The 21,028-nt window shown below is 68.6% G+C and carries 24 protein-coding genes; 14 read left to right on the forward strand and 10 right to left on the reverse strand.

The window, feature by feature from the left end; all coding sequences use genetic code 11:
• Window positions 1-32 precede the first annotated feature (32 nt).
• Window positions 33-1,487, reverse strand: coding sequence for a ferric reductase-like transmembrane domain-containing protein (locus H7F38_RS00930; RefSeq protein WP_187092465.1), 1,455 nt, complete (start codon window positions 1,485-1,487; stop codon window positions 33-35).
• Window positions 1,488-1,571: 84 nt separating this feature from the next.
• Here H7F38_RS00930 and H7F38_RS00935 point away from each other — a divergent pair, with 84 nt between their 5' ends.
• The 4 genes from H7F38_RS00935 (at window position 1,572) to H7F38_RS00950 (ending at window position 4,757) form a co-directional block, all read left to right on the forward strand.
• Window positions 1,572-2,291, forward strand: a complete 720-nt coding sequence (locus H7F38_RS00935; protein WP_187092466.1) for a response regulator transcription factor — start codon at window positions 1,572-1,574, stop codon at window positions 2,289-2,291.
• Window positions 2,288-3,376, forward strand: coding sequence for a HAMP domain-containing sensor histidine kinase (locus tag H7F38_RS00940; RefSeq protein WP_187092467.1), 1,089 nt, complete (start codon window positions 2,288-2,290; stop codon window positions 3,374-3,376). Before H7F38_RS00935 ends, H7F38_RS00940 begins: the two co-directional genes overlap by 4 nt.
• A gap of 236 nt (window positions 3,377-3,612) precedes the next feature.
• Window positions 3,613-3,912, forward strand: coding sequence for a hypothetical protein (locus tag H7F38_RS00945; protein ID WP_187092468.1), 300 nt, complete (start codon window positions 3,613-3,615; stop codon window positions 3,910-3,912).
• A complete protein-coding gene (locus H7F38_RS00950; RefSeq protein WP_187092469.1) occupies window positions 3,912-4,757 on the forward strand; it encodes an FAD:protein FMN transferase in 846 nt (281 codons plus the stop codon). The genes H7F38_RS00945 and H7F38_RS00950 overlap by 1 nt, the downstream gene beginning before the upstream one ends.
• Before the next feature lie 15 nt (window positions 4,758-4,772).
• On the opposite strand, the gene H7F38_RS00955 is transcribed toward H7F38_RS00950, so the two are convergent.
• Entirely contained in the window at window positions 4,773-5,744 is a 972-nt protein-coding gene (locus H7F38_RS00955) for an IS1595 family transposase (RefSeq protein WP_187091336.1), read from the reverse strand.
• Between H7F38_RS00955 and H7F38_RS00960 the strand changes: the two genes are divergently transcribed.
• From H7F38_RS00960 to H7F38_RS00980, 5 genes are all read left to right on the forward strand, one after another.
• Complete coding sequence (locus H7F38_RS00960; protein ID WP_187092470.1) at window positions 5,743-5,925, forward strand: hypothetical protein; 183 nt, start codon at window positions 5,743-5,745, stop codon at window positions 5,923-5,925. The two genes, H7F38_RS00955 and H7F38_RS00960, sit on opposite strands and share 2 nt — an antisense overlap.
• Window positions 5,925-6,521 (forward strand): ferric reductase-like transmembrane domain-containing protein, encoded by a 597-nt coding sequence (locus H7F38_RS00965; RefSeq protein WP_187092471.1) that lies wholly within the window; start codon window positions 5,925-5,927, stop codon window positions 6,519-6,521. The genes H7F38_RS00960 and H7F38_RS00965 overlap by 1 nt, the downstream gene beginning before the upstream one ends.
• Complete coding sequence (locus tag H7F38_RS00970) at window positions 6,518-7,822, forward strand: NADH-ubiquinone oxidoreductase-F iron-sulfur binding region domain-containing protein (protein WP_187092472.1); 1,305 nt, start codon at window positions 6,518-6,520, stop codon at window positions 7,820-7,822. Before H7F38_RS00965 ends, H7F38_RS00970 begins: the two co-directional genes overlap by 4 nt.
• Window positions 7,819-8,031, forward strand: coding sequence for a ferredoxin (locus tag H7F38_RS00975; RefSeq protein WP_187092473.1), 213 nt, complete (start codon window positions 7,819-7,821; stop codon window positions 8,029-8,031). The genes H7F38_RS00970 and H7F38_RS00975 overlap by 4 nt, the downstream gene beginning before the upstream one ends.
• A 124-nt stretch (window positions 8,032-8,155) precedes the next feature.
• Complete coding sequence (locus H7F38_RS00980) at window positions 8,156-8,830, forward strand: VIT family protein (RefSeq protein WP_187094401.1); 675 nt, start codon at window positions 8,156-8,158, stop codon at window positions 8,828-8,830.
• A 55-nt stretch (window positions 8,831-8,885) separates the two neighbouring features.
• On the opposite strand, the gene H7F38_RS00985 is transcribed toward H7F38_RS00980, so the two are convergent.
• Both H7F38_RS00985 and H7F38_RS00990 read right to left on the reverse strand, forming a co-directional pair.
• Window positions 8,886-9,128, reverse strand: a complete 243-nt coding sequence (locus tag H7F38_RS00985) for a hypothetical protein (protein ID WP_187092474.1) — start codon at window positions 9,126-9,128, stop codon at window positions 8,886-8,888.
• Between the two features lie 8 nt (window positions 9,129-9,136).
• Window positions 9,137-9,634 carry a MarR family winged helix-turn-helix transcriptional regulator gene (locus H7F38_RS00990; RefSeq protein ID WP_187092475.1) on the reverse strand — a complete coding sequence of 166 codons (498 nt, stop codon included), beginning with the start codon at window positions 9,632-9,634 and terminating at the stop codon, window positions 9,137-9,139.
• Between the two features lie 87 nt (window positions 9,635-9,721).
• Between H7F38_RS00990 and H7F38_RS00995 the strand changes: the two genes are divergently transcribed.
• From H7F38_RS00995 to H7F38_RS01010, 4 genes are all read left to right on the forward strand, one after another.
• Entirely contained in the window at window positions 9,722-10,615 is an 894-nt protein-coding gene (locus tag H7F38_RS00995; protein WP_187092476.1) for an alpha/beta fold hydrolase, read from the forward strand.
• Window positions 10,616-10,813: 198 nt separating this feature from the next.
• On the forward strand, window positions 10,814-11,254 hold the full coding sequence (locus tag H7F38_RS01000) for a hypothetical protein (protein ID WP_187092477.1): 441 nt from the start codon (window positions 10,814-10,816) through the stop codon (window positions 11,252-11,254).
• A gap of 97 nt (window positions 11,255-11,351) precedes the next feature.
• Window positions 11,352-12,749 (forward strand): NAD-dependent malic enzyme, encoded by a 1,398-nt coding sequence (locus H7F38_RS01005; protein ID WP_187092478.1) that lies wholly within the window; start codon window positions 11,352-11,354, stop codon window positions 12,747-12,749.
• Entirely contained in the window at window positions 12,746-13,867 is a 1,122-nt protein-coding gene (locus tag H7F38_RS01010; protein WP_187092479.1) for a glycerate kinase, read from the forward strand. The genes H7F38_RS01005 and H7F38_RS01010 overlap by 4 nt, the downstream gene beginning before the upstream one ends.
• Before the next feature lie 228 nt (window positions 13,868-14,095).
• Here H7F38_RS01010 and H7F38_RS01015 read toward each other — a convergent pair whose 3' ends face one another.
• Window positions 14,096-15,082, reverse strand: a complete 987-nt coding sequence (locus tag H7F38_RS01015; protein ID WP_187092480.1) for an MDR family oxidoreductase — start codon at window positions 15,080-15,082, stop codon at window positions 14,096-14,098.
• Window positions 15,083-15,125: 43 nt separating this feature from the next.
• Window positions 15,126-16,034, reverse strand: coding sequence for a haloalkane dehalogenase (locus H7F38_RS01020; protein ID WP_187092481.1), 909 nt, complete (start codon window positions 16,032-16,034; stop codon window positions 15,126-15,128).
• Window positions 16,035-16,218: 184 nt separating this feature from the next.
• On the opposite strand from H7F38_RS01020, the gene H7F38_RS01025 reads away from it, so the two are divergent.
• Complete coding sequence (locus tag H7F38_RS01025; protein WP_187092482.1) at window positions 16,219-17,358, forward strand: thiolase family protein; 1,140 nt, start codon at window positions 16,219-16,221, stop codon at window positions 17,356-17,358.
• 177 nt (window positions 17,359-17,535) lie between these two features.
• Here H7F38_RS01025 and H7F38_RS01030 read toward each other — a convergent pair whose 3' ends face one another.
• From H7F38_RS01030 to H7F38_RS01045, 4 genes are all read right to left on the reverse strand, one after another.
• Window positions 17,536-17,856: an alpha/beta hydrolase fold domain-containing protein gene (locus tag H7F38_RS01030; protein WP_187092483.1), complete on the reverse strand. Its 321-nt coding sequence runs from the start codon at window positions 17,854-17,856 to the stop codon at window positions 17,536-17,538.
• Window positions 17,857-18,073: 217 nt separating this feature from the next.
• A complete protein-coding gene (locus H7F38_RS01035; protein WP_187090283.1) occupies window positions 18,074-19,480 on the reverse strand; it encodes an IS1380 family transposase in 1,407 nt (468 codons plus the stop codon).
• A gap of 72 nt (window positions 19,481-19,552) precedes the next feature.
• The gene (locus H7F38_RS01040) at window positions 19,553-20,206 is read right to left on the reverse strand and encodes an alpha/beta hydrolase (protein WP_187092484.1); all 654 of its coding nucleotides are present in this window, start codon (window positions 20,204-20,206) and stop codon (window positions 19,553-19,555) included.
• Window positions 20,207-20,246: 40 nt separating this feature from the next.
• The gene (locus H7F38_RS01045) at window positions 20,247-21,026 is read right to left on the reverse strand and encodes an ester cyclase (protein ID WP_187092485.1); all 780 of its coding nucleotides are present in this window, start codon (window positions 21,024-21,026) and stop codon (window positions 20,247-20,249) included.
• Window positions 21,027-21,028: the final 2 nt, after the last annotated feature.

Below are 21,028 nucleotides of genomic sequence, written 5' to 3' on the forward strand. Positions count from 1 at the left end.
TCGAGATGAAACGGTCACCGATGACCTGCCGGTCAGCCGGCAAAGTCCTCGGTGTGGATGACGGAGCCCGGGACGTGCAGTTCCCGCAGGGTCCGGCGGACCTCCCGGACCCAGGGTTTCGGGCCGCAGAGGTAGACCTCGCGCTCGGCCGCGTCCGGCACCAGACGTCGCAGCGCATCAGCTCCATGGACGGTGTGCGGGCCGGGGAACCACCCGCTGGACGGCCCCCGACGACCGACCAGCGGGATGACCCTGATCCCCGAACGCTTGGCCAGTTCGAGGAACTCACCGGCGAACAGAGCCATCGAGACGTCCCGGGAACGCTGGATCACCACCACCGACGGCCGTACCGCCCGGCGGGGAACCCGCTCGTTGCCGATCATCTCGGCCAGCGCACGGATCGGGGTTATTCCGACGCCGGCGCCGATCAGGAGCACGTCACGCCGACTGCGCCGATCGGCGGTCATGGTCCCGTAGGGCCCCTCGAACAACACCCTGGTACCGGGTTTCGTCCTGGCCAGCCGGTCCGAACCGTCACCCACCCGTTGCACGGTGATCCGCACCGAACGGGAGGTCGGTACCGCCGACACCGAGAACGGTTGCGCCCTCGTCCATCCGGTGCCGCTCAGGAACCGCCACTGGCAGAACTGACCGGCCTGCAGACCCATCCGATCGAGGTGGCGACCACCCATGACGACCGAGAACACCCCGGGCCCTTCGCGTCTCACCGACGTCACGGTCAGACGATGCCGGTAGCTGGAGATCAGCGGTCGCAGCAGGCGAAAGATCACCACCGCACCCATGGTCGCGCCCCATAGCGACCACCAGTACACGGTCGCCGCCTTCGATGAGAGGAAGTCCTTGCCCGTCCACAACTGGTGTGGCAGCGCCAGTCCGACCCCGAGGTAGGAGTAGAGGTGGATGAGATGCCATGACTCGTAACGCAAGGTCGGTCGAGCGCGCCGGATCGAGGTGACCACCACCGCGACCAGTGCGAGCGTGCCGGCCGCGGCCAGCAGCATGCCCGCATAGTGCAGGACCAGGTCCCAGGCCTGGGCCAGCAGGTTCACCCGACCGTCCTGCGCGTACCCGATGGTGATCAGGACGATGTGGACCCACATCAGCCAGAACGAGGTGAACCCCAGCCAACGATGCCGGCGGGCCAGATCCCCCTGACCCCAGACCTGCTCGACCCACGGGATGCGGGCCATCAGCAGCACCTGGAGCAGCAGGAAATCGGCCGAGACCAGCCCGGTGAGCCGGCCGAGGGCCGTCGCCGGTCCACCGGCGCCGTGGAGCAGGACGGTGACGTTGCCGCCGGCGAACCACAGGACCACCACGACGACGACGCTGGCGATGGTCACCGTGCCGATCGCGTCGCCGATCCACGCCAGCCTGCGGTGGCGGGACGACGGGCGCCATTCGAGCGCGGGCGCAGCGGGCAGGGCCGCCGGAACGCGTCCGCGGTTCGACAGGTTCGACACCATGTCGGCTATGTTCCGCCCGGTGTCTCAGAGCAGTCTCAGAGCCCCCCGTGACACGATCGATTCCATGAGCAACAGATTGTTTTCATGAGCGGCGACAGCGACGCCACCGCCGCGCAGGCCCAGGTGAGCGCCGACGAGGCGCCGGACCCGCGACCACGACTGCTGCTGGTCGAGGACGACCGGGCCCTGGCGCCCCTGCTGATCGAGGTCCTGCAGGACGACTACCTGGTCGATCACGCCCCCGACGGCCAGGTCGGCCTGCATCGCGCCCTGACCAGGGAGTACGAGGTGATGGTGATCGACAGGGGACTGCCGGCGATCGACGGGCTGGAACTGGTGAGCAAGCTGAGGGCACGCGGGATCATCAACCCGATCCTGTTGCTGACGGCGCGCGGCACCCTGGCCGACAAGATCGCCGGCCTGGATGCCGGGGCGGAGGACTACGTCGTCAAGCCGTTCGAGATCGACGAACTGCTGGCCAGACTCCGCGCGCTCCTGCGTCGGCATTCCGAGGCCACCCCGACCATCGGCATCGGGCGTCGGCGCTTCGAGGTGAGGTCCCGCCGGGTGGTGGGCGGCGGAGAGGCCCCGGTCGACCTCTCGGGCAAGGAATCCATCCTGTTGGAGACGCTGGCCCGACGTCCCGGCCGGGTCTTCACCCGACCGGAGCTGCTCTCGGCGGTCTTCGACTCCAACGACACCGAGGGCACCGTCGACACCTACGTCTACTACCTGCGGAGAAAGCTCGGCCGGGAAGTGGTCAGCACCGTGCACGGTCTGGGTTACCGCATCGGTAGCCTGTGAGTACCGACACCCGCCTCGAGACCGGAAGGCTGTACATGCGCAAGCACTCCGGGCTCGATACCGGCCGATCACAGGGCGAGGGCAACGTCGGCGATGAAGCCCTCATCCGTCATGCGGCCCGGCGGATCGGCGTGCAGATCGCACTGGCGAGCGCCTTCGCGGTCGCGGTCGCGGCGGCGCTGGCCTTCACCCTGCTCCATCGCCACCACGGCGACCCGGCGACCGGCACACCCCACCTCGAACCACCGACGGACAGCGACGCCCTGGTCCTCAACGCGCTGATCGTGGCGGGTTCGATCGGCGTGTTGATCGCCGGCGTGGTGGCGTTCTTCATCGCTCGACGTGCCGTTCGCCCGCTGGGGCAGGCACTTTCGCTGCAGCGCCGGTTCGTCGCCGACGCGGGTCACGAACTGCGCACTCCCCTGACGATCCTGCACACCAGGGCCCAACTGCTGGCCCGCCGGCTCCCCGTCGGGGACCCGGCCGGCCAGATCGCCGCACAGCTGCTCGACGACAGCCGGGTCCTCGGCGAGATCGTGGACGAGCTACTGCTCAGCGCCACCCTGTCCGCGCATCCGGGCCTGGCGGAGGAGATGGATCCGGCCGAGCTGTTGAACGAGGTGGCCGCCAGCATGCAGGTGCTCGCCGACGACTCCGGGGTCCGCCTCCGGACGGCTGCCCTACCGGGTCTGCACATGCGAGGATCCCGCCCGGCCCTGCGGCGGGCATTGATAGCCCTGGTGGACAACGCCATCTCGCATTCCGTCGACGGCGGCGATGTGAAATTGAGCGCGGTGGGCGCCAAGGGAATGGTCGCCCTGTCGGTCACCGATCAGGGGGAGGGATTGTCCTCCGACGGTCGCCGGGAGGAAATGTGGAATCGGTTCTCCCGCGGCAAGAGCACGAACCCGGACCACGCCACCGAGCGACCGATCGGAAATCGACGCTATGGACTCGGCCTCTCGCTGGTGCGCGAGATCGCAACGGCACACGGCGGTACGGTCTCCCTCACCGATGCTCCCCACGCCAAGGGCGCCGTCGCCACCCTCACCATTCCCTCGGCCGGAAACACCGCCACACCCTAGAACCTCCTACGACGGCCCCCCTGGATTCGCACTGAGAAATTCCTGAGCGAATGCAGATGGCAGCCTCAGGAGGCGCACAGCGAGCGCATAGCTCCATCGGTCAGTGTTGATCCCAGCCAGTCCGGCAAGAAGCCTCTGAGAAATGTCGGGAAGGCTTCGAGTACCACCTGGGCACGCAAGACCGAGAGGGAATCATCGCTATGAACTCGCCAGATCCAGGAGCAACCGGAGCACGTATGCGGCGCAGGGTCAGAATCCTGACCGCCGGGCTCGTCGGGGCCGCCGGCATCGCCTCGGTGGCCACCACTCTGGCGCTCACCACCCCCGCCGCCGCCAGTACGCCCGCCACCACGACCGGCACGACCACGACTACTGCCGGCACGACCACCACTTCCACGGCCGCCGCGGGCAGCGCCGGTGCGGTCGCCTCCACCAACTCGGCATCGGCCTCGGCGAGTACGAGCTCCACTCTCAGCACGACTGCCGCGCCCACCACCAGCTCCAGCACCCCGGCCGCCGCGTCCGGCGGTTCGTGATGATCCGGACGGCGACTCCGGCCCCCGTCAGGGTCGATTTCCAGATCTGGTCCACCACCGCGACGCTGGTGGTCACCGATCCCACGGCCCTGCGGGCCGCCAGGGTCGAGCTCGACGACGAGCTGGCCTCGATCGAGCTGGCCTGCAGCCGATTCCGTCCGGATTCGGAGATCAGCAGGCTGCTGCGGACCCCGGAGGTCGAGGTCGAATTGTCGCCCGTGCTCAACGACGCGATCTCCGCCGCCCTCCGGATCGCCTCCGCCACCGGCTATCTCGTCGATCCGACGGTGGCGGCCGCGGTGATCGCGCTGGGCTACGACCGCGACATCGGAGCGCTGCGGGAAATGCTCGACCGCAGTCTCGCGGTCTCCAGCGTCGGGACGGCGACCGCGGCGACCCGGCCGGCCCCCGGTGCGTGGCGCATCCTTCACGATCGGGAACGCAGGCTGATCACGGTCCCGGCCGGTATCGGCCTCGACCTCGGAGCCACCGCCAAGGCCCTGGCCGCCGACCGGGCGGCCGCCCGGATCGCGCTGCGGACCGGCAGTGGGGTACTCGTCGGGCTGGGCGGCGACATCGCCGTCGCCGGCGGGGCCCCCGTCGGCGGCTGGACCATCGCGATCGCCGACGACCACCGTGCGGCCGAAGCTGCTCCCCAGACCACGGTGGCCATCGCCGCGGGCGGACTGGCGACCTCCTCCACGGTGGCCAGGGCCTGGCGGACCGCCGCGGGCATGCGTCACCACCTCGTCGATCCGCGGACCGGCGACAACCCGACGCCGTACTGGCGGACGGCCTCGGTGGCCGCCGCCAGCGCACTGGACGCGAACGCCGGTACTGGGTAGCTGCTTGAGTAAAGTTCAGAACGGGACGTCCACTGCTGCAACAGGATTGCGCAGTTCAGCGAGCGGGTGTGGGTCTGTGTTCACGGCCTGCTGCAACAGTCGGTAGAACAAAAGCCCGCGACTCTTCGAGGTGCGTCGGTTGAACCGGAATGTGTATTCGTCCAGGTAGTAGGCCAGGTGCTCCTGGGAGACCGCGTAATGCAGGGTGCCGGTCAGCCAGCGTTTGAGCAGCGAGGCGACCATGTGGACGCCGGGGAGGTTGATGTGGGCGGGCTCGGCGCTGTCGGTCCCGACGAACGCGACGTGCTCGTAGCCGGCCGCGGTCAGCTTCTTCAGGTAGTTGGCGCCATCGGTTCTGACCGTTGATCCTTTGGCGATGACGCGGTCGGCGAAGCCGAGCATGCTGACCGATCGGGCTGTCTCGGCCAGCTCGATGCGGACCCTGCCCAGCTTGCGGCCGGGGATCGATTCCACTGCGATCATCGCCGCGGTGTGGTCCTTCACGCCGCCTGCGCGGCCGCGAGACTCGTTGCCGATGAACACTTCATCTAACTCCACCACACCGGAGAGCAACTCCCGCTCGGGGCGGACCATCGCCCGGCGTAGCTTCTGCAGCCACGCCCACGCTGTTTCGTAGGATCCGAAACCCAGCACCCGCTGCAGACCTTGCGCGGACATCCCGTTCTTCTGCGAGGTGATGAACCAGATCGCCGCGAACCACGTCGACAGCGGCGTCCGGAGCCGGTGGAAGATCGTGCCGGCGGTCACCGACGTCTGCCGGCCACACCTGGTGCACATCCATTTCGCCTTCGCCGTACGCCAACCGCCGGGCGCCCCGCACACCGGACACACAAACCCCTGGGGCCACCGCAGACGCTCCAGATACGCCAGACACGACGAGTCATCCGGGAACCACTCCAGCAACTCCTGAAAGGTCCGGGGGTAATCGACACCACCGACCGGGTAGGCACACACTGGCTCTGACATGGCCAAATACTACTTGACTCAAGCAGCTACCCAGTACGCCGGTGCTACCGCGGCCATCGTCCTCGGGGACCAGGCGCCCGCCTGGCTCACTGCCCGGCGCCTCCCCAGCCGACTGGTCGACGTCGACGGCGTGGCCGTCGCACTGGCCGGCTGGCCCGACGAGAAGAAGCAGGCCGCCTGATGAACACCCAGATCCTCTGGTACTCCAGCCGGGCCACCGGCGCGGTGTCCCTGGTGCTGTTCACGGCCGTGATGCTGCTCGGCATCCTCACCGCCGGACGCAAGGGATCCCGGTATCTCCCCCGGGCCGCGGTCCTGCGCCTGCACCGCACGCTGTCCATCACGTCGATGGCCTTCCTCACGATCCACATCGTCACCGCCATCGCGGACGGCTACGTGAACCTCAACTACTGGGATGTGCTGATCCCATTCAAGGCCGCCTGGGAGCCGCTCTGGATCGGTCTGGGCGCCGTCGCCGTCGACCTGATGCTGGCCGTCGGAATCACCAGCGCACTGCGCCGGCACCTGTCGGCGTTCGCGTGGAAGGCGGTCCACCTCGCCGCCTACGCCATGTGGCCCATCGCCCTCATCCACGGGTTCGGCATCTCCGGTGGGGACGGCACCAGCAAGTGGATGATCATCACCGATATCGTTTGCATCACATCGGTTCTCGTTGCACTGACTCTCCGGCTGCTGCCGGACCGCCACCCGGACAGTGTTGCCCGACAGGCTGCGGACATCACCCATCCCCGTGAAGAGATCGGATCCCGTCGATGACGACCACCCTGGACCCCGCCACCATGAGCACCCGCATCGGCGTCGCGCGCCTGCTCCCCGCCCAGCCGGCTCTCTCGTGGGCCGATCACCTCCGGCGCCTGGGCCACGTCCCCCTCCAGGTTGCATCGGAGCTGGCCGAGATGGCCTCCGCCGCCGGCCTTGTGGGTCGTGGCGGGGCTGCCTTCCCGACCGGCCGGAAGATGACCGCCGTCGCCGGGAACGCCTCGAGGCGCCGCCCGGCAGTGGTCGTCGCGAATTGTTGCGAGGGTGACCCGACCGCGTCGAAAGACGCTGTGCTGCTGGCCAACTCGCCTCACCTGGTGATCGACGGGGCGGTGCTGGCCGCGGCCGCGGTCGGAGCGGACAAGGTGATCCTCGCCGTGCATCGGGGTTCGGCCACCACCGGCGCCCTGCGCACGGCGCTGGCCGAACGTCCTGCGGAGGGGATCGAGTTCAGCATCGTCGGAGTCCCGGCACGGTTCGTGGCTTCCGAGGCCACCGCGCTCGTCCGCTACCTGAACACCGGCGACGCCCGACCGGCCGGCCGGACCTCGGTGATCTGGGAGTCCGGGGTCCAGGGCCGACCGACCTTGGTGGACAACGCGGAGACGTTGGCCCAACTGGCTTTGATCGCCCGCTTCGGCGCGTCATGGTTCCGCGCCGTCGGCACGGCCGCCGAGCCTGGCACCCTTTTGGTCACCGTCGGTGGCGCCGTGGGGGTCCCGGGAGTGGTGGAGGTCGCCGGCGGCACTCCGCTGCGCACCATCCTGACGGCAGCGCAATGGACCCCGACACGGGCAGGTGTGCCCGCGTGGGCTCTGATCGGTGGGCTCGCCGGTTGCTGGGTCGACCTCAACCGGGCCGCTGAGACAGGTTTCAGCGCCGCCGAGCTCGGTGCCATCGGTGGAACCAAGGGGGTCGCGTCGATCGTGGTGCTCCCGGCCGGCGGTTGCGTGTTGACCGAGACCGCACGAATCCTGCAGTACCTGGCGGATGCCGGGGCACGCCAGTGCGGACCGTGCATGTTCGGGCTCCCGGCGATCGCCGAGGACATGGCGGCACTGGCCGGCGGGGACCGATCGGCGGTGGCCAGACTGGGCCGCCGGCTGCCGGTGATCGACAAACGTGGCGGCTGCGGTCATCCGGACGGAGCGGTGGCACTGGCCGCCAGTGCCCTGCGGGCGCTGAGAGGTCCGGAAGCCGTGCACCTGGACGGCCACCTGCGGCACGGGCCGTGCCGCAGCCCGGCACCGGTGGTCCCACTGGGCCACGAGAACAGCCTTCGGAGTGGAACGCGATGAGCCGGAAGAATGTGCTGTTGCGGGTCGACGCCATCACCTGCCGGGCCCACGGCCTGTGCGCCGAGGAACTCCCGGAGGCGATCACCCTGGACGAATGGGGATATCCCATCCTGCCGACGGGTCCCCTGCCGGCCGGGCTCGTCGGGCGCGCGAAGGCTGCCGCCAATGCCTGCCCGGTCCTGGCGTTGCGGCTGTCAACGACCAAGTGAGGCAAGGCTTCCAATGCTGGCGGCGGCCGGAGTCATTGCCTACCTTGAGTAGGTGAGCACTTTCGAAAGCGAAAAAGAATCAGGCCTGACGGACGTCCAGGCCGACGAGCCGCATGCCGCCGGCATGTCCTCCCGACTCAATTGGTTGCGCGCCGGCGTACTCGGCGCGAACGACGGAATTGTCTCCACCGCCGGTCTGGTGGTCGGCGTGGCCGCGGCGACCACCGCGTCGGGCCCGATCCTGACGGCCGGTGTGGCCGGCCTGATCGCCGGAGCCGTCTCGATGGCCCTGGGTGAGTACGTCTCGGTCAGCACTCAACGGGATACCGAGCGCGCGCTGCTGGAGAAGGAACGACGCGAACTCGAGGAGAGCCCGGACGAGGAGCTGGCCGAACTTGCGGCCATGTACGAGCACAAGGGCCTGAGCAAGGCCACCGCCAAGATGGTCGCCCAGGAACTCACCGACCACGACGCCTTCGCCGCGCATGTCGACGTCGAGCTGAACATCGACCCAGACGACCTGACGAACCCCTGGCAGGCCGCTTTCGCCTCGGCCATCTCGTTCAGCCTCGGTGCGCTGCTGCCCCTGATCGCGATCCTGCTGCCGCCGCCCTCGGCCCGCATCCCGGTGACCTTCGTCGCGGTGCTGGTCGCGTTGGCCCTGACCGGCACGGTCAGCGCCAGGCTCGGCGGATCCGGCCAGTCACGAGCTGTTCTGCGGATCGTGGTCGGCGGGGCCCTGGCCATGATCGTCACCTACGGGATCGGCCAGCTGGTCGGTCACGTGAGCGGCGTCTAGCCCTGCGGCCCGGTCGGTCGGTCCAGTCAGCCGGTCGGTCGTCGCCGACCGCAACTCAGACGTCCCCGTCCCCTCCGGATCCATCGTTGTTCGAAGCCGCTGCGGCTGCTGCCTTCCGGGCTGCCGCAGCGGCTTCCTTTCGTTGGTCGATCTTGTGCTCGCGCATCCTGGCGATCAGGCCGATGCTGCGGAAGAAAGCCAGCAGGACGGCGCCGCCGACGAACAGCAGGAGCGTTCCGAAGCTGAACCCGGTGTCACCGGACGACTGCGCCAACGCCATCGATGTCATGGCTGTCATCACGGTCATCACCTCCCCTCGCGCTCGTCGACGGCATCGGCCGACGCCATGAAGCCGGTCAGGGTGCTGCGCAGGTGCTCGAGTTCGGGCACGGTCATCCCGAGCCGCTGGACCACCAGAGCGGGAATCGACTCCGCGGTGGCTCGGAGGGCCCGGCCGGAATCGGTCAACGTGACGGACAACTGCCGCTCGTCGGCGGAATCCCGCGCCCTGACGATCAGAGCCTGCCCCTCCAGCCGCTTGAGCAACGGGGACAGGGTGCCCGGATCGAGCTGCAGGCGGCGGCTGAGGTCCTTCACCGACGAGGGGCCGCCCTCCCACAAGGCGAGCATGACCAGGTACTGCGGATGCGTCAGCCCCATCGGTTCGAGCAGTGGTCGGTACAGGGCCACCACGCTGCGCGCGGCCACCACCAGTGCGAAGCAGACCTGACGCTCGAGTGCCAGCGGATCGTCGGCGGTCACCCGGTCCTGGACGGGGTGCTCCTGGTATGCGGGTCCTCTCATATGGTGAGTCTACCAATTATTGGTGCACCTCGTATTGTCGACCTGGCCGGACCCCGGGTCCACCGAGGAACTGCCTACGCTGTGCTGATGAACACGACCGCCGTCGCGCCGGCCAACGGCATCGAGATCGCCTACGAGACGTTCGGCGACCGGAACGACCCGACGGTGCTGCTGATCATGGGCCTGTCGACCCAGATGCTCGCGTGGCAGACCGATTTCTGCGAGGCCCTGGCGGCCCGCCGTCACTTCGTCATCCGGTTCGACAACCGGGACAGCGGCCTCTCCACCCATTTCGGCGCCTCCGGCCAGGGCAACCCCATCGGTTCGTTCCTCGGTCTGTCCACGCCCGCCTACCGGCTCGTGGACATGGCCCGTGACACGGCCGCCCTGATCACCTCCCTGGACCTGGACGGTGTCCACGTCGTCGGTGTGTCGATGGGCGGCATGATCGCGCAGAACCTCGTCCTGCTCCGCCCCGATCTGGTCCGCAGTCTCACCTCGATGTCCTCCACCACCGGCTCCCTGCTGGTCGGGAAGCCGCACCCGTCGGTGTTGCTGAAGATGATGACCGCCACGCCTGCCGCCGACCGCGAGGGGGCGATCGCCAACAGCCTGGCGATGTACCGCCGGATCCGCTCCAGTGGCTTTCCGCCGGAGGAGGACACCACCCGACAGATCGCCGGTCTGGCCTACGACCGCTGCTACGACCCGGCCGGTGGCAATCGTCAGTTCTCGGCGATCCTTGCGTGCCCGGACAGAACCAAAGCCCTGCAACGTGTCTCGATTCCGACGACGGTCATCCACGGCAACGCCGACCCGCTGGTCAACCTGAGCGGCGGGTTGGCCACCGCAGCGGCCATCCAGGGATCACGACTGGTCACCATCGCCGGCATGGGCCACGACCTCCCGCGCCCGCTCTGGCCCCGGTTCATCGACGAGATCAGCCTCAACGTCATGGCCGGCGAACAAGCAGCCCGCTGAGACGGGATGACGCCCGGCCCTCGAGCCCGCCGGGTGTGCTGACCCCGATCGGGGAATGGGTCGCCGTGGATCTGGGTATCCAGGGTGCGGAGTCGGTGAGCGCCCTTCGGTGCTTCGCCCGCACCGGCCACCACCGGTTGCGCCGGGGTGTGCCAAGCTGACAGACGTACTGAGCACCGGAAAGAGGAGATCGAAGAAATGTCACTTGCCGCGAAACTCCGCAGGGCCCCGGGACGAATCGTCACCGGCGCATTCATCCTGAACTCCGGCCTCGGGAAGCTGAAGGGTGACGAGCAGACCGCCGTCGGCATCCACGGCATGGCCAAGGGCGCCTACCCGTTCCTGTCCAAGGTCCCCCCGACGACCTTTCTGAAGCTGCTGGCCATCGGCGAGGTCGCCGTCGGCGGCGCGCTGCTGCTCCCGCTGGTCCCGGCCGGTCTGGCCGGCCTGGCCCTTACCGGTTTTGCCGGCGGAATGCTCGGCCTCTACGCCCGGACGCCAGGTATGCACGACGGCAAGCTGCGTCCGACCCAGGCCGGAACCGGCATCTCCAAGGACATCTGGATGGCCGGCATCGGGATCGGGCTCGTCATCGACGCCGCGCTCAACGAGTCACCGATCACCAAGACCGAACTCTGATCGGTCCCGGTGGGGGTGAGGCGCCCCGAACGGCGCCGGGGTGCGGCCATAGACTGCTGCCCTGATCCTCCACCGGTCAACGATTCGGAGCTCGACGATGGCGTCTACCAGTCCCGGCTACTCCGTCACCCTGCGCGTGGAGATGCCGCCCTCGGTGGGTGCCACGTCCCAGTTGACCGCCGCGGTGGCCTCCGCCGGAGGGTCGCTGACCGCACTGGACGTGGTGGAGTCGCACCCGCGCCGAATCCTGGTCGACGTCACCTGTGATGCAGTGGATGTCGAGCATTCCGACCGCATCACCCAGGCGGTGGGGGACATCCCCGGCGTCGACGTGCGCAAGGTCAGCGATCGGACCTTCCTGATCCACCTCGGCGGCAAGCTCGAGGTCAACCCCACCGTCTCGCTGAAGAATCGCGACGATCTGTCCCGCGCCTACACCCCGGGTGTCGCCCGGGTCTGCCTGGCCATCGCCGCGAACAAGGCGGACGCCCGCCGGCTCACCATCAAGCGCAATACGGTCGCAATCGTCACCGACGGGTCGGCCGTCCTGGGTCTCGGCAACATCGGCCCGGAGGCGGCCATGCCCGTGATGGAAGGAAAAGCCGCACTGTTCAAGCGCTTTGCCGGTGTCGACGCGTGGCCGGTGTGTCTGGACACCCAGGATGTGGACGAGATCGTCCGCACCGTGCAGATCATCGCCCCGACCTACGGCGGCATCAACCTCGAGGACATCTCGGCGCCGCGGTGTTTCGAGGTGGAGGCGCGCCTCCGCGAACTGCTGGACATCCCGGTCTTCCACGACGACCAGCACGGCACGGCGGTCGTCGTGCTCGCGGCTCTCACGAATGCGCTGCGGGTGGTGGACAAGAAACTGGAGGATCTGCGCATCGTGGTGTCCGGGGTCGGCGCGGCCGGCCACGCGATCATCCGGTTGCTGATGGCCCAGGGCGCGACCGACATCGTCGGTTGCGATCGCAAGGGTGCCGTCTACGCGGGCCGGGCCACCGGCGACGAGTTCCGCAAGTGGATTGCCGACCACACCAATCCCCAGGGCCTGACCGGGTCGCTGCAGGAGGTCCTGGTGGGTGCCGACGTCTTCATCGGGGTGTCGGCCCCGAACTTGCTGACCGGCGACGACATCGCCAGGATGGCGCCGCGGGCGTGCGTGTTCGCCCTGGCCAACCCGGACCCGGAGGTCGACCCACTCCAGGCCGGACTGCATGCCGCCATCGTCGCGACGGGGAGGTCCGATTTCCCCAACCAGATCAACAACGTACTGGCGTTCCCCGGATTCTTCCGCGGCATGCTCGACGCCGGTGCCCACGAGATCACCGAAGCAACGCTGCTGGCTGCCGCCAAGGCCATCGCCGACGCCGTCGCGCCCGACGAGCTCAACGAGAGCTACATCGTGCCAAGTGTTTTCGATCCCAAGGTGGCACCGGCGGTTGCTGCGGCGGTACGCGAGGCGACAGGAATGGGCAGCCCGCGCAAGTGAGGGTCCTGCTCGCACCGGACAAGTTCAAGGGCAGTCTCACCGCACATGCCGTGGCCGATCACCTGGCCCGTGGCCTGCGGCAGGCGCGCCCGGAACTGCAGCTCACCCTGCTGCCGATGGCCGATGGCGGGGACGGGACGGTGGCCGCGGCCCTGGCTGCCGGCTACCTCTCCGTGCCCACCGATGTCACCGGCCCCACCGCAGTTCCGGTGCGGGCCACCCTGGCACTGATGGGGTCAAGAGCCGTGGTGGAACTTGCCGATGCGTGCGGTTTCGAAAGATTGCCGAACGCCTTCCCCGCACCGATGACGGCCGGCACCCGCGGGCTCGGCGAGATGATCCTGGCCGCCGCCCGGGCGGGTGCGAGCAGCATCGTCGTCGGGGTCGGTGGCAGTGCCGGTACCGACGGCGGAGCCGGGATGCTGCAGGCGTTGGGCGTGGGTGTGCTCGATGCCCATGGCCGCCAGGTGGGTCCCGGTGGGGCCGGCCTGGCCGATGTCGTCTCCCTCGACGTCTCCGGGCTCGATCCGGTGCTCTCGGGGGTGCAGATCCTGCTGGCCGGTGACGTCGACAACCCGCTGCTCGGTCCGCACGGGGCGGCCGCCGTCTACGGCCCGCAGAAGGGTGCGGGCGCGGCACAGGTCGCGCGTCTGGAACAGGCGCTGCAGCACTGGTCGGAGGTGGTGGCGCGCACGGTGCCCGGCCGATTCGCGGAGTTGCCGGGTGCGGGAGCGGCGGGCGGCGTCGGGTTCGCGGCCTTGTCCGTCCTGGGGGCGCAGGCGCACTCCGGAGTCGATCTGGTGATGGAGCTGACCGGCTTCGCGGACGCCCTCCACGAGGCCGATGTGGTGATCACCGGTGAAGGCTCACTCGATGCACAGACGTTGCAGGGCAAGGGGCCGGCCGGTGTGGCCAGTGCCTCGAGGGCGGCGGGTGTACCGGTCCTGGCGGTGGCCGGCCGCGTCCTGCTGACCGCGGGCCAGCTGTCGGCGGCCGGATTCGACGCCGCCTACGCGCTGCTGGACATCGAACCTGATCCGGACCTCTGCATGGCCGGGGCCGGGCGCCTGCTCGAAGAGGTCGGCCGCCGCATCGCGCCGTCCCTGCCCTCCCGCTGACGCCTCGCCGAGGTCCCGCCGAGGTCTCCGCCGAGGTGCCGCGGAGGTGCCGCGGAGGTGCCGCGGACGTCCTGCAAAGTGAGCGCGATAGCGATCACTTTGCAGGACGCTACGCGCGGTGCCTGACCAAGGTCCTGCTCCATCCGTGACCGGTAGAAGGAAATGACGACGACGGATCCCGGTCATCGACCGGGATCCGTTGTCGTGCCAAGTGTCTCGTAGCCAGGATCAGGCGCGCGTGTCGAATACCACCCGGCCGGCGATCTGCCCGGCCAGGATCTGTTCTCCGAGCTCCGGAGCCCGGCTCAGCGGCTCGAGGGTGGTCAACGAATCGAGCAGAGCCAGCGGCAGATCCGTGGCCAGCCGTCCCCAGGCCCGGGCCCGCACGGCGGGTGGGCACTGCACCGAGTCCACGCCCAGCAGTGCGACGTTGCGCAGGATGAACGGCAGCACCGTGATCGGCAGGTCGTTCCCCCCGGCCAGACCGCAGGCGGCCACGGCACCGCGAGCCCGCGTCTGCCGGAGAACGCTGGAAAGCGTGGTGCTGCCGACGGTGTCGATGGCTGCGGTCCACCGTTCCTTCTCCAGCGGCTTGCCTCCGGCCGCGCTCAGTTCCGCGCGGTCCAGGAAGGCCGTCGCGCCGAGCGAACGGAGCAACTCGTGGGTTTCCGGTCGGCCGGTCGACGCCGTGACCTGATACCCCAGGCGGGCCAGGATCGCGACGGCGATACTGCCGACCCCGCCGGCCGCTCCGGTCACCAGTACGTCGCCGCCCTGCGCCGGGCCCAGTCCGTGATCCTCCAGCGCGAGGACGCACAGCATGGACGTCAGTCCGGCGGTACCGATCGCCATCGCCTGCGCCGCGGTGAGGCCGGCAGGGCGGCGGATCAGCCACTCCGGCTTCACCCGTTGCCGCTGCGTGTAGCCGCCGGAGTGAGTCTCGGACAGCCCCCAGCCGGTGACGATCACCTCGTCGCCGGGTGACCAGGCCGGATTCCGCGAGGCGCTGACGGTCCCGGCCAGATCGGCACCGCAGATCATCGGGAACGACCGGGCGATCCGACCCTTGTTGGTCACCGAGAGCCCGTCCTTGTAGTTCAGGCCGGAGTGAGTCACCTCGATGGTCACCGCGTCGTCCGGAAGATCGGAATCCGTCAGGTCCTGGAACTGGGCGGGCCCGTCCCCGGTGGCCACCAGGGCGCGAAACGTGTTCATCCACTCAGTCTTTCCGTCATGGTGACCAACCTACTGCCGACGCTCATCGCTCGCGCACGAAGGCCAGCACGTGTTCGGCCAGCACCGGTCCGGCATCCTCCTGGAGGAAGTGCCCGGCCTGCTCGATCACCGGATGTTCGCGTCCGGCCGTACCGCGGAGCGCCCCGAGCAGGACCGGCCGCATCGACCCGGTGATCGGGTCGGAGTCGGAGAACGCCAGCAGCACCGGAATGTCCAGGTCGGCGAGAACCCGCCAGGCGTCACGGTTCGCGGCCGAGGCAGGGTCGTCGGGCGCCGTCGGCAAGATGAGCGGCATGGCGCGCGGGCCCGCCTTGTACGACTCGTCCGGGAAGGGCGCGTCATAGGCAGCCCTGGCGACGGGCGACAACCCGCGCCGGCATCCGCTCGCCACCAGTCGACCGACGTCCAGCGTCTGTGCGGTCTCCACCGCCCGCCGAAAGGCCCACCACACCGCCGGCATCTGGGTATCGCCCGTCGGGAGGCCGGTGTTGGACGCCACCAGCTTCGCCACCAGACCGGGGTTCTCTGCCGTGATCCGCAGCCCGATCAACCCGCCCCAGTCCTGGCCGAACAGCGTCACGGCCGACAACTGCAGGACGTCCACGAGCAGCGAGCGGACCCAGCCGACGTGCCGGGCGTAACTGTGATCGGCGATCGACGCCGGTTTGTCCGACCGCCCGAACCCGATCAGGTCCGGTGCGATCACCCGGCACCCCCCGGCGGCGAGGACCGGGATCATGGATCGGTAGAGGAACGACCAGGTCGGTTCGCCGTGCAGGAGAACCACTGTCGGACCGTCGGCCGGGCCGGCCTGTACCCAGGACATCTGCGCCGTCGCCCCGTCCGGAGCGGTGACCACGGCGCGGTGCGGTGGGTACGGAAAGTCCACCAGTCCGATGAATCGATCCAGGGGCGTCTGCAGGAGGTCCATCAGGAGAATGATGCACCCGATGACGCCGACCGCCGTCCACCGTGGCCGAACCCGTCGCGACGTGACCAAGTCGTCAACGGAACCGTTGACTGCCATTGTGCAGGAGGGGCAGACTGAGGTCCGAGAACTCCGGCCGATCCACGGTCGAAGTCGAGAGATCGACCAACAAAACAGGGAGCACGTCATGCGTGATGCGGTCATCGTCGAGGCTGTCCGGACCCCCGTGGGCAAGCGCAACGGAGGACTGTCGTCGGTACACCCGACCGATCTGTCCGCCTATGTGCTCCGCGCGCTCGCAGAGCGAAGTGGCATCGACCCGGTCGTCGTCGATGACGTGATCTGGGGTTGTGTCTCCCAGATCGGCGAGCAGACCTTCGACATCGCCCGCAATGCGATCCTCGGTGCAGGTTGGCCGGAGAGCGTGCCCGGGACGACGGTCGACCGTCAGTGCGGCTCCTCCCAGCAGGCGGTGCACTTCGCCGCGGCCGGCCTGGTCGCGGGCCACTACGACGTCGTGGTCGCCGGTGGGGTCGAGTCGATGAGCCGGGTGCCGATGGGCTCCTCCCTGGCCGGCCAGGATCCGACCGGCTCGCTGTTCGCCGCTCGCTACGGTGTGTTCCCGGATCAGGGCACCGGCGCCCAGCTGATTGCCGACAAGTGGGGCATCACCCGCACCCAGCTCGACGAGTTCGCCCTGCGCTCGCACGACCGGGCCGCCACCGCGCAGGACGACGGGCGCTTCGAGGGCCAGATCGTCGGCATCGAGACCGAAGCCGGCACCATCACCAAGGACGAGGGCATCCGTCGTGGCGGCAGCATCGAGAAGATGGCCTCGATCAAGCCGGCCTTCAAGCCAGACGGCAGCATCACGGCCGGCAACGCCTCGCAGATCAGCGACGGATCGGCTGCGCTGCTCATGATGACGAGCGACAAGGCCAAGGAACTCGGCCTGACGCCCATCGCCCGGGTGCACAGTGTCGCGTTGGCCGGCGACGACCCGATCAAGATGCTGACCGCGCCGATCCCCGCCACCCGCAAGCTGCTGGCCCGCAGCGGCGTCGAGCTCGACGAGATCGGGGTCTTCGAGATCAACGAGGCCTTCGCCTCCGTGCCACTGGCCTGGCTCCAGGAGATCGGCGCGGACGAGAAGGCGCTCAACCCGCACGGCGGTGCGATCGCTCTCGGACACCCGTTGGGCGGCAGCGGCGCCCGCATCATGACGACGATGATCCACCACATGCGGGATGCCGGTCTGCGCTACGGACTGCAGAGCATGTGCGAGGGCGGCGGACAGGCCAACGCCACCCTGCTCGAACTGATCTGAGGAACGCGCCACCCCGTTTGCAGGGCGCCAACCCCTGTTGCATGGATCAACTTCCCGCTTTTGGGACGGGTGGGACAGGAGTCACCACTTTCGTCCATGCCTGGCGGGGACCTCCACGAAGTAGGGCTCGATTCATGCCAAACGGGGGGCACAGGGGGAGGCCGGGCGAACCGGGGCCTACTGGCCGAATCGAAGACGGAGGTCGGCGGCGAGGTACCCGGTCAGCTCCCGGGCCTGGCCGAGGACCTTGTCCATCCACCACAAGCCGTGCAGGCCACCGGGAATCAGGTGGACCCTGGTCGGCACCCCGGCATCCTGCAGCCGGCGGGCGTAGTCCAAACCCTCGTCCCGGAGGGGATCGAACTCGGCGACGATGACGGTGGTGGGCGGCAGTCCGTCGAAGTCTCTGGCGAGAAGTGGTGCAGCCAAGGGGTTTACGCCATCGGCCGACCCGGCGAGGTAGTGCTCCCAGAACCATTCGAGCGACCCGCGGGTCATCGAATAACCCTCTCCATTGGTCTGCAGAGAGGCGCTGGGATTGCCGCGGGTCGGCCTTAGCCTCGATCAGTGGACCTGCCTGGATGATGATCTTGCTGCGGAGGCGGACGGTCGTTCGTGTGTCGTTTTTGGGGTCGGGCGTGGTTGATCTGCTGGTCTGCTCCAGCGTGTCCAATGTGGTTCCTGTGGCGGCGTTCTCGGCCGGGTTCGGGTAGTTTCAGGCTGCGGACGATTGTTGGTGCGGCGGGCTGAACACGTTGTCCCATAGCTGTTTCCACTGACGTTGGTGGGGGTGGTGGGTGGGTAGGTGCAGGATGCGGCGGCCTTGGGGTCGGGCGATCCGGGCGGGGACGTTGATCAGCCGACGCCGCAGCGTCGCTCCTCGCGCGACGGCGTGGGCGGTGTCGATGCAGGTGCCGGCGGCGCGGAGCAGGTTGTGGGCGATAGCGCCCAGGATGGTCCAGGCGCAGTTCGCCGGAAAGTGGCCGGAGGGCTGGTGGGCCCAGGGCCCGTCGATCAGGTCGGCGAACACCGATTCGATGATGGCGTGTTGGCGGTGGGTGATGTCGGCGTCGGTCACTGTTTCGGTGCTGTTGGTGAAAAAGGGGTGGTAGCGCCAGACGGGGAACAGTTCGTCGAGGTGGTTGCGGTCTTTGACGCGGCGGACGATCAGCCGGGCGGTGGTGGCCTTTCCGGTGCCGGCCAGCAGGGTGTAGCTGATCTCGGCGACTTCGGCGTCGGAGATCCATTCTCCGGTGTCCGGGTCGATGACGGCGCCGGGATACCGTACCGGCGTCCACGCGTCGGCCGGGATGGCGCCGATGGCCCGGTTGACTGCTTTGTTCTTGGTGAGCACGAACGAGAACTTGGCGCCGGCTCGCAGGACCGCCGCGATGACATCGCTGTAGCCGTAGGCCGAATCGCCGCGGACCAGGATGGTCGCCGGCTTGGCACCAGCGGCGAGGGCCAGGTTGATCGCTTCGGTGACCATGGAGGCGGCGCCCCGCCCGGATCCGGCTTTCCCGGCCCGCAGGCGGACCCCGGCGATCACCGGTGCGGCGATCGCGGTGCTGATGGTGGTGACCAGCGGTGAGAGTCCTTTGCGCAACACCTGCCGGTTGGCGATCTTGGTGTGCCCGAAGCTGGCGCCCTGTTTGGCGTGTCCGTAGACCGGTCGTAGCAGCGAGTCGATGTCGATGAACGCCTGCACATCGATGCCGGCCAGCACCCCGGTCCGCCGGGTCAGGGCCAGCAGGTGCCGGGCCAGGACCGCCGACAATTGGCGGGTGTGTCCGTGGGTGAATTCCCGCAGGAACATCCCCAATGTCGAAGGTGCGTAGACCGCGCCGAACAGTTTCTGCGATCCGCCAGAGCGGATGATCTGCAGATCGGCGATGGAGTCGGCGCCGGTCAGCATCCCGGCGATGATCGACATGATCTTCCCGACGGGGTTCGCCGCCGCTGAGGCGATCCGTTCGGAGTCGAACCGGAGCTGCCGGCCGACCAGTTCCGGCAGCTGGGTCCGTTCGGCCAGCGCCAGCACCGGGACCAGCCCGGCCGCCGACACCAGATTCTGATCGTCGAACGTCGCTGCATCTGGTTTCCAGGCGTGCAACAATCTCACTGAAAGTGTCCTTCCGATCCGCGCCAATCAGGTTCTAGACAAACCGATTATCGCAGTTCAAGGGCACTTTCTTCAGTTTCCACGCCGGTCAGGAACCGACCAGGTCCACTGATCGAGGCTTAGCGTCGGGTAGAGCAGCACCTGACCGATCAGGGGTGAGTCACCCGCATCGCGCAGGGCCAGCGCGCAGGACGCGGCCAACGCGCCGCCTGCACTGTCGCCCATGACGACCACGCGGGAGGCATCCAGACCGTGCTGCGAGGCGTGGTCGACCACCCACCTGATTGCCGTCAGACAGTCGAAAATTGGTACTGGAAAGGGATTCTCGGGCGCCAGCCGATATTCCACCGACAACACGGCACATCCGGCCGCGATAGCGAGCGCACGGCAGGGACGGTCTGCCACGGCCACGCTGCCGGCGACGAACCCGCCCCCGTGCAGGTAGACGACCAACGGCAGCACACCGGCCGGATCCGGGTGGTAGAGACGGGCCGACATCCGGCCGGGCCCTAGATCGATGAGCACATCGCTCACCTGCTCGACATGCTCCCGGGGGCCCTGCAGCCGGGTCGCGCCGGCGACGACCGCCCGGGCCTGCAGGACACTCATCTGGTCGTACGGACGGACCCCGTCCCTGGCGAAAACCTCGAGCAGTTCACGCGACTCGGCATCCAGCACCCCGGACATCGGTGAATCGACGAGTGGGCGTCCCTCGCGAGGCGTCACCACGCCATCATGACCCTGATGATGGCGGTGGGGTTCGATCTCACCCTTGCCGCGGCGGCAGCAGGCGCCGGCGAAGTCCGAGCCGGTCGCTGACGACCGTGCCACCGACCACCGATCCGTCGCGTACCGTCAGCACCCCGGCAGCACCGAGGGTGACACCGGGACGCGGATCGGGCACGTCGTCCAGACCGCCGGTGTAGTCGCCGGTCCAGGTGGCCGCGAAGGCCACCTGCTCACCGGCGGAGAAGAGCTCCGACACCTGCACCGTCGCGATCGACACGGCCGGGGCGAACAGGCCGTCGTCGAGAAAGATCTTCTCGAACACCGGTGCGGCCAGCCACTTCCGGGCGGCGGACTCGGCCGCGGGCGACGGGTCGGCCGGCGTGGTGGTCCAGGGCGCGGCCGCAGGCGTCCGGATCAGATCCGGAGCACTGCCGGCCAATTGCCGGCGGCGGGCGTAGTAGTCCTCCTGCGTCCAGTTCTCGGTGAGTCTCGCGCCGTCCCAACGGAACAGGGCGACCCCGGCCCACGCGGCGGCGGCTCCGTTCTTCGCCGACGTCCCGTGCTCGGTGAACACCAGCGCCAAACGGTCCCCGTCGGTGATCAGGTCGTGCACGGTCAACGCCAGGCCCGGGAACTGCCGGAGCTGCCCGACCGTGCCCCCCGAATAGGCGTCCAGCCCAACGAGCTCGGTCTCGCCGATGTGCACGCGGTAGTCCGACGTCATGATCGTCGGCGGAACTGATTCGTCCGCCCGGTTGATCCAGTCGATCGCGAATCGCCTGGCCACGTCGACGAGAGGATGGAAGTCGATCGTCATCT

This window comes from Nakamurella sp. PAMC28650 (assembly GCF_014303395.1).
Lineage (GTDB): Bacteria > Actinomycetota > Actinomycetes > Mycobacteriales > Nakamurellaceae > Nakamurella.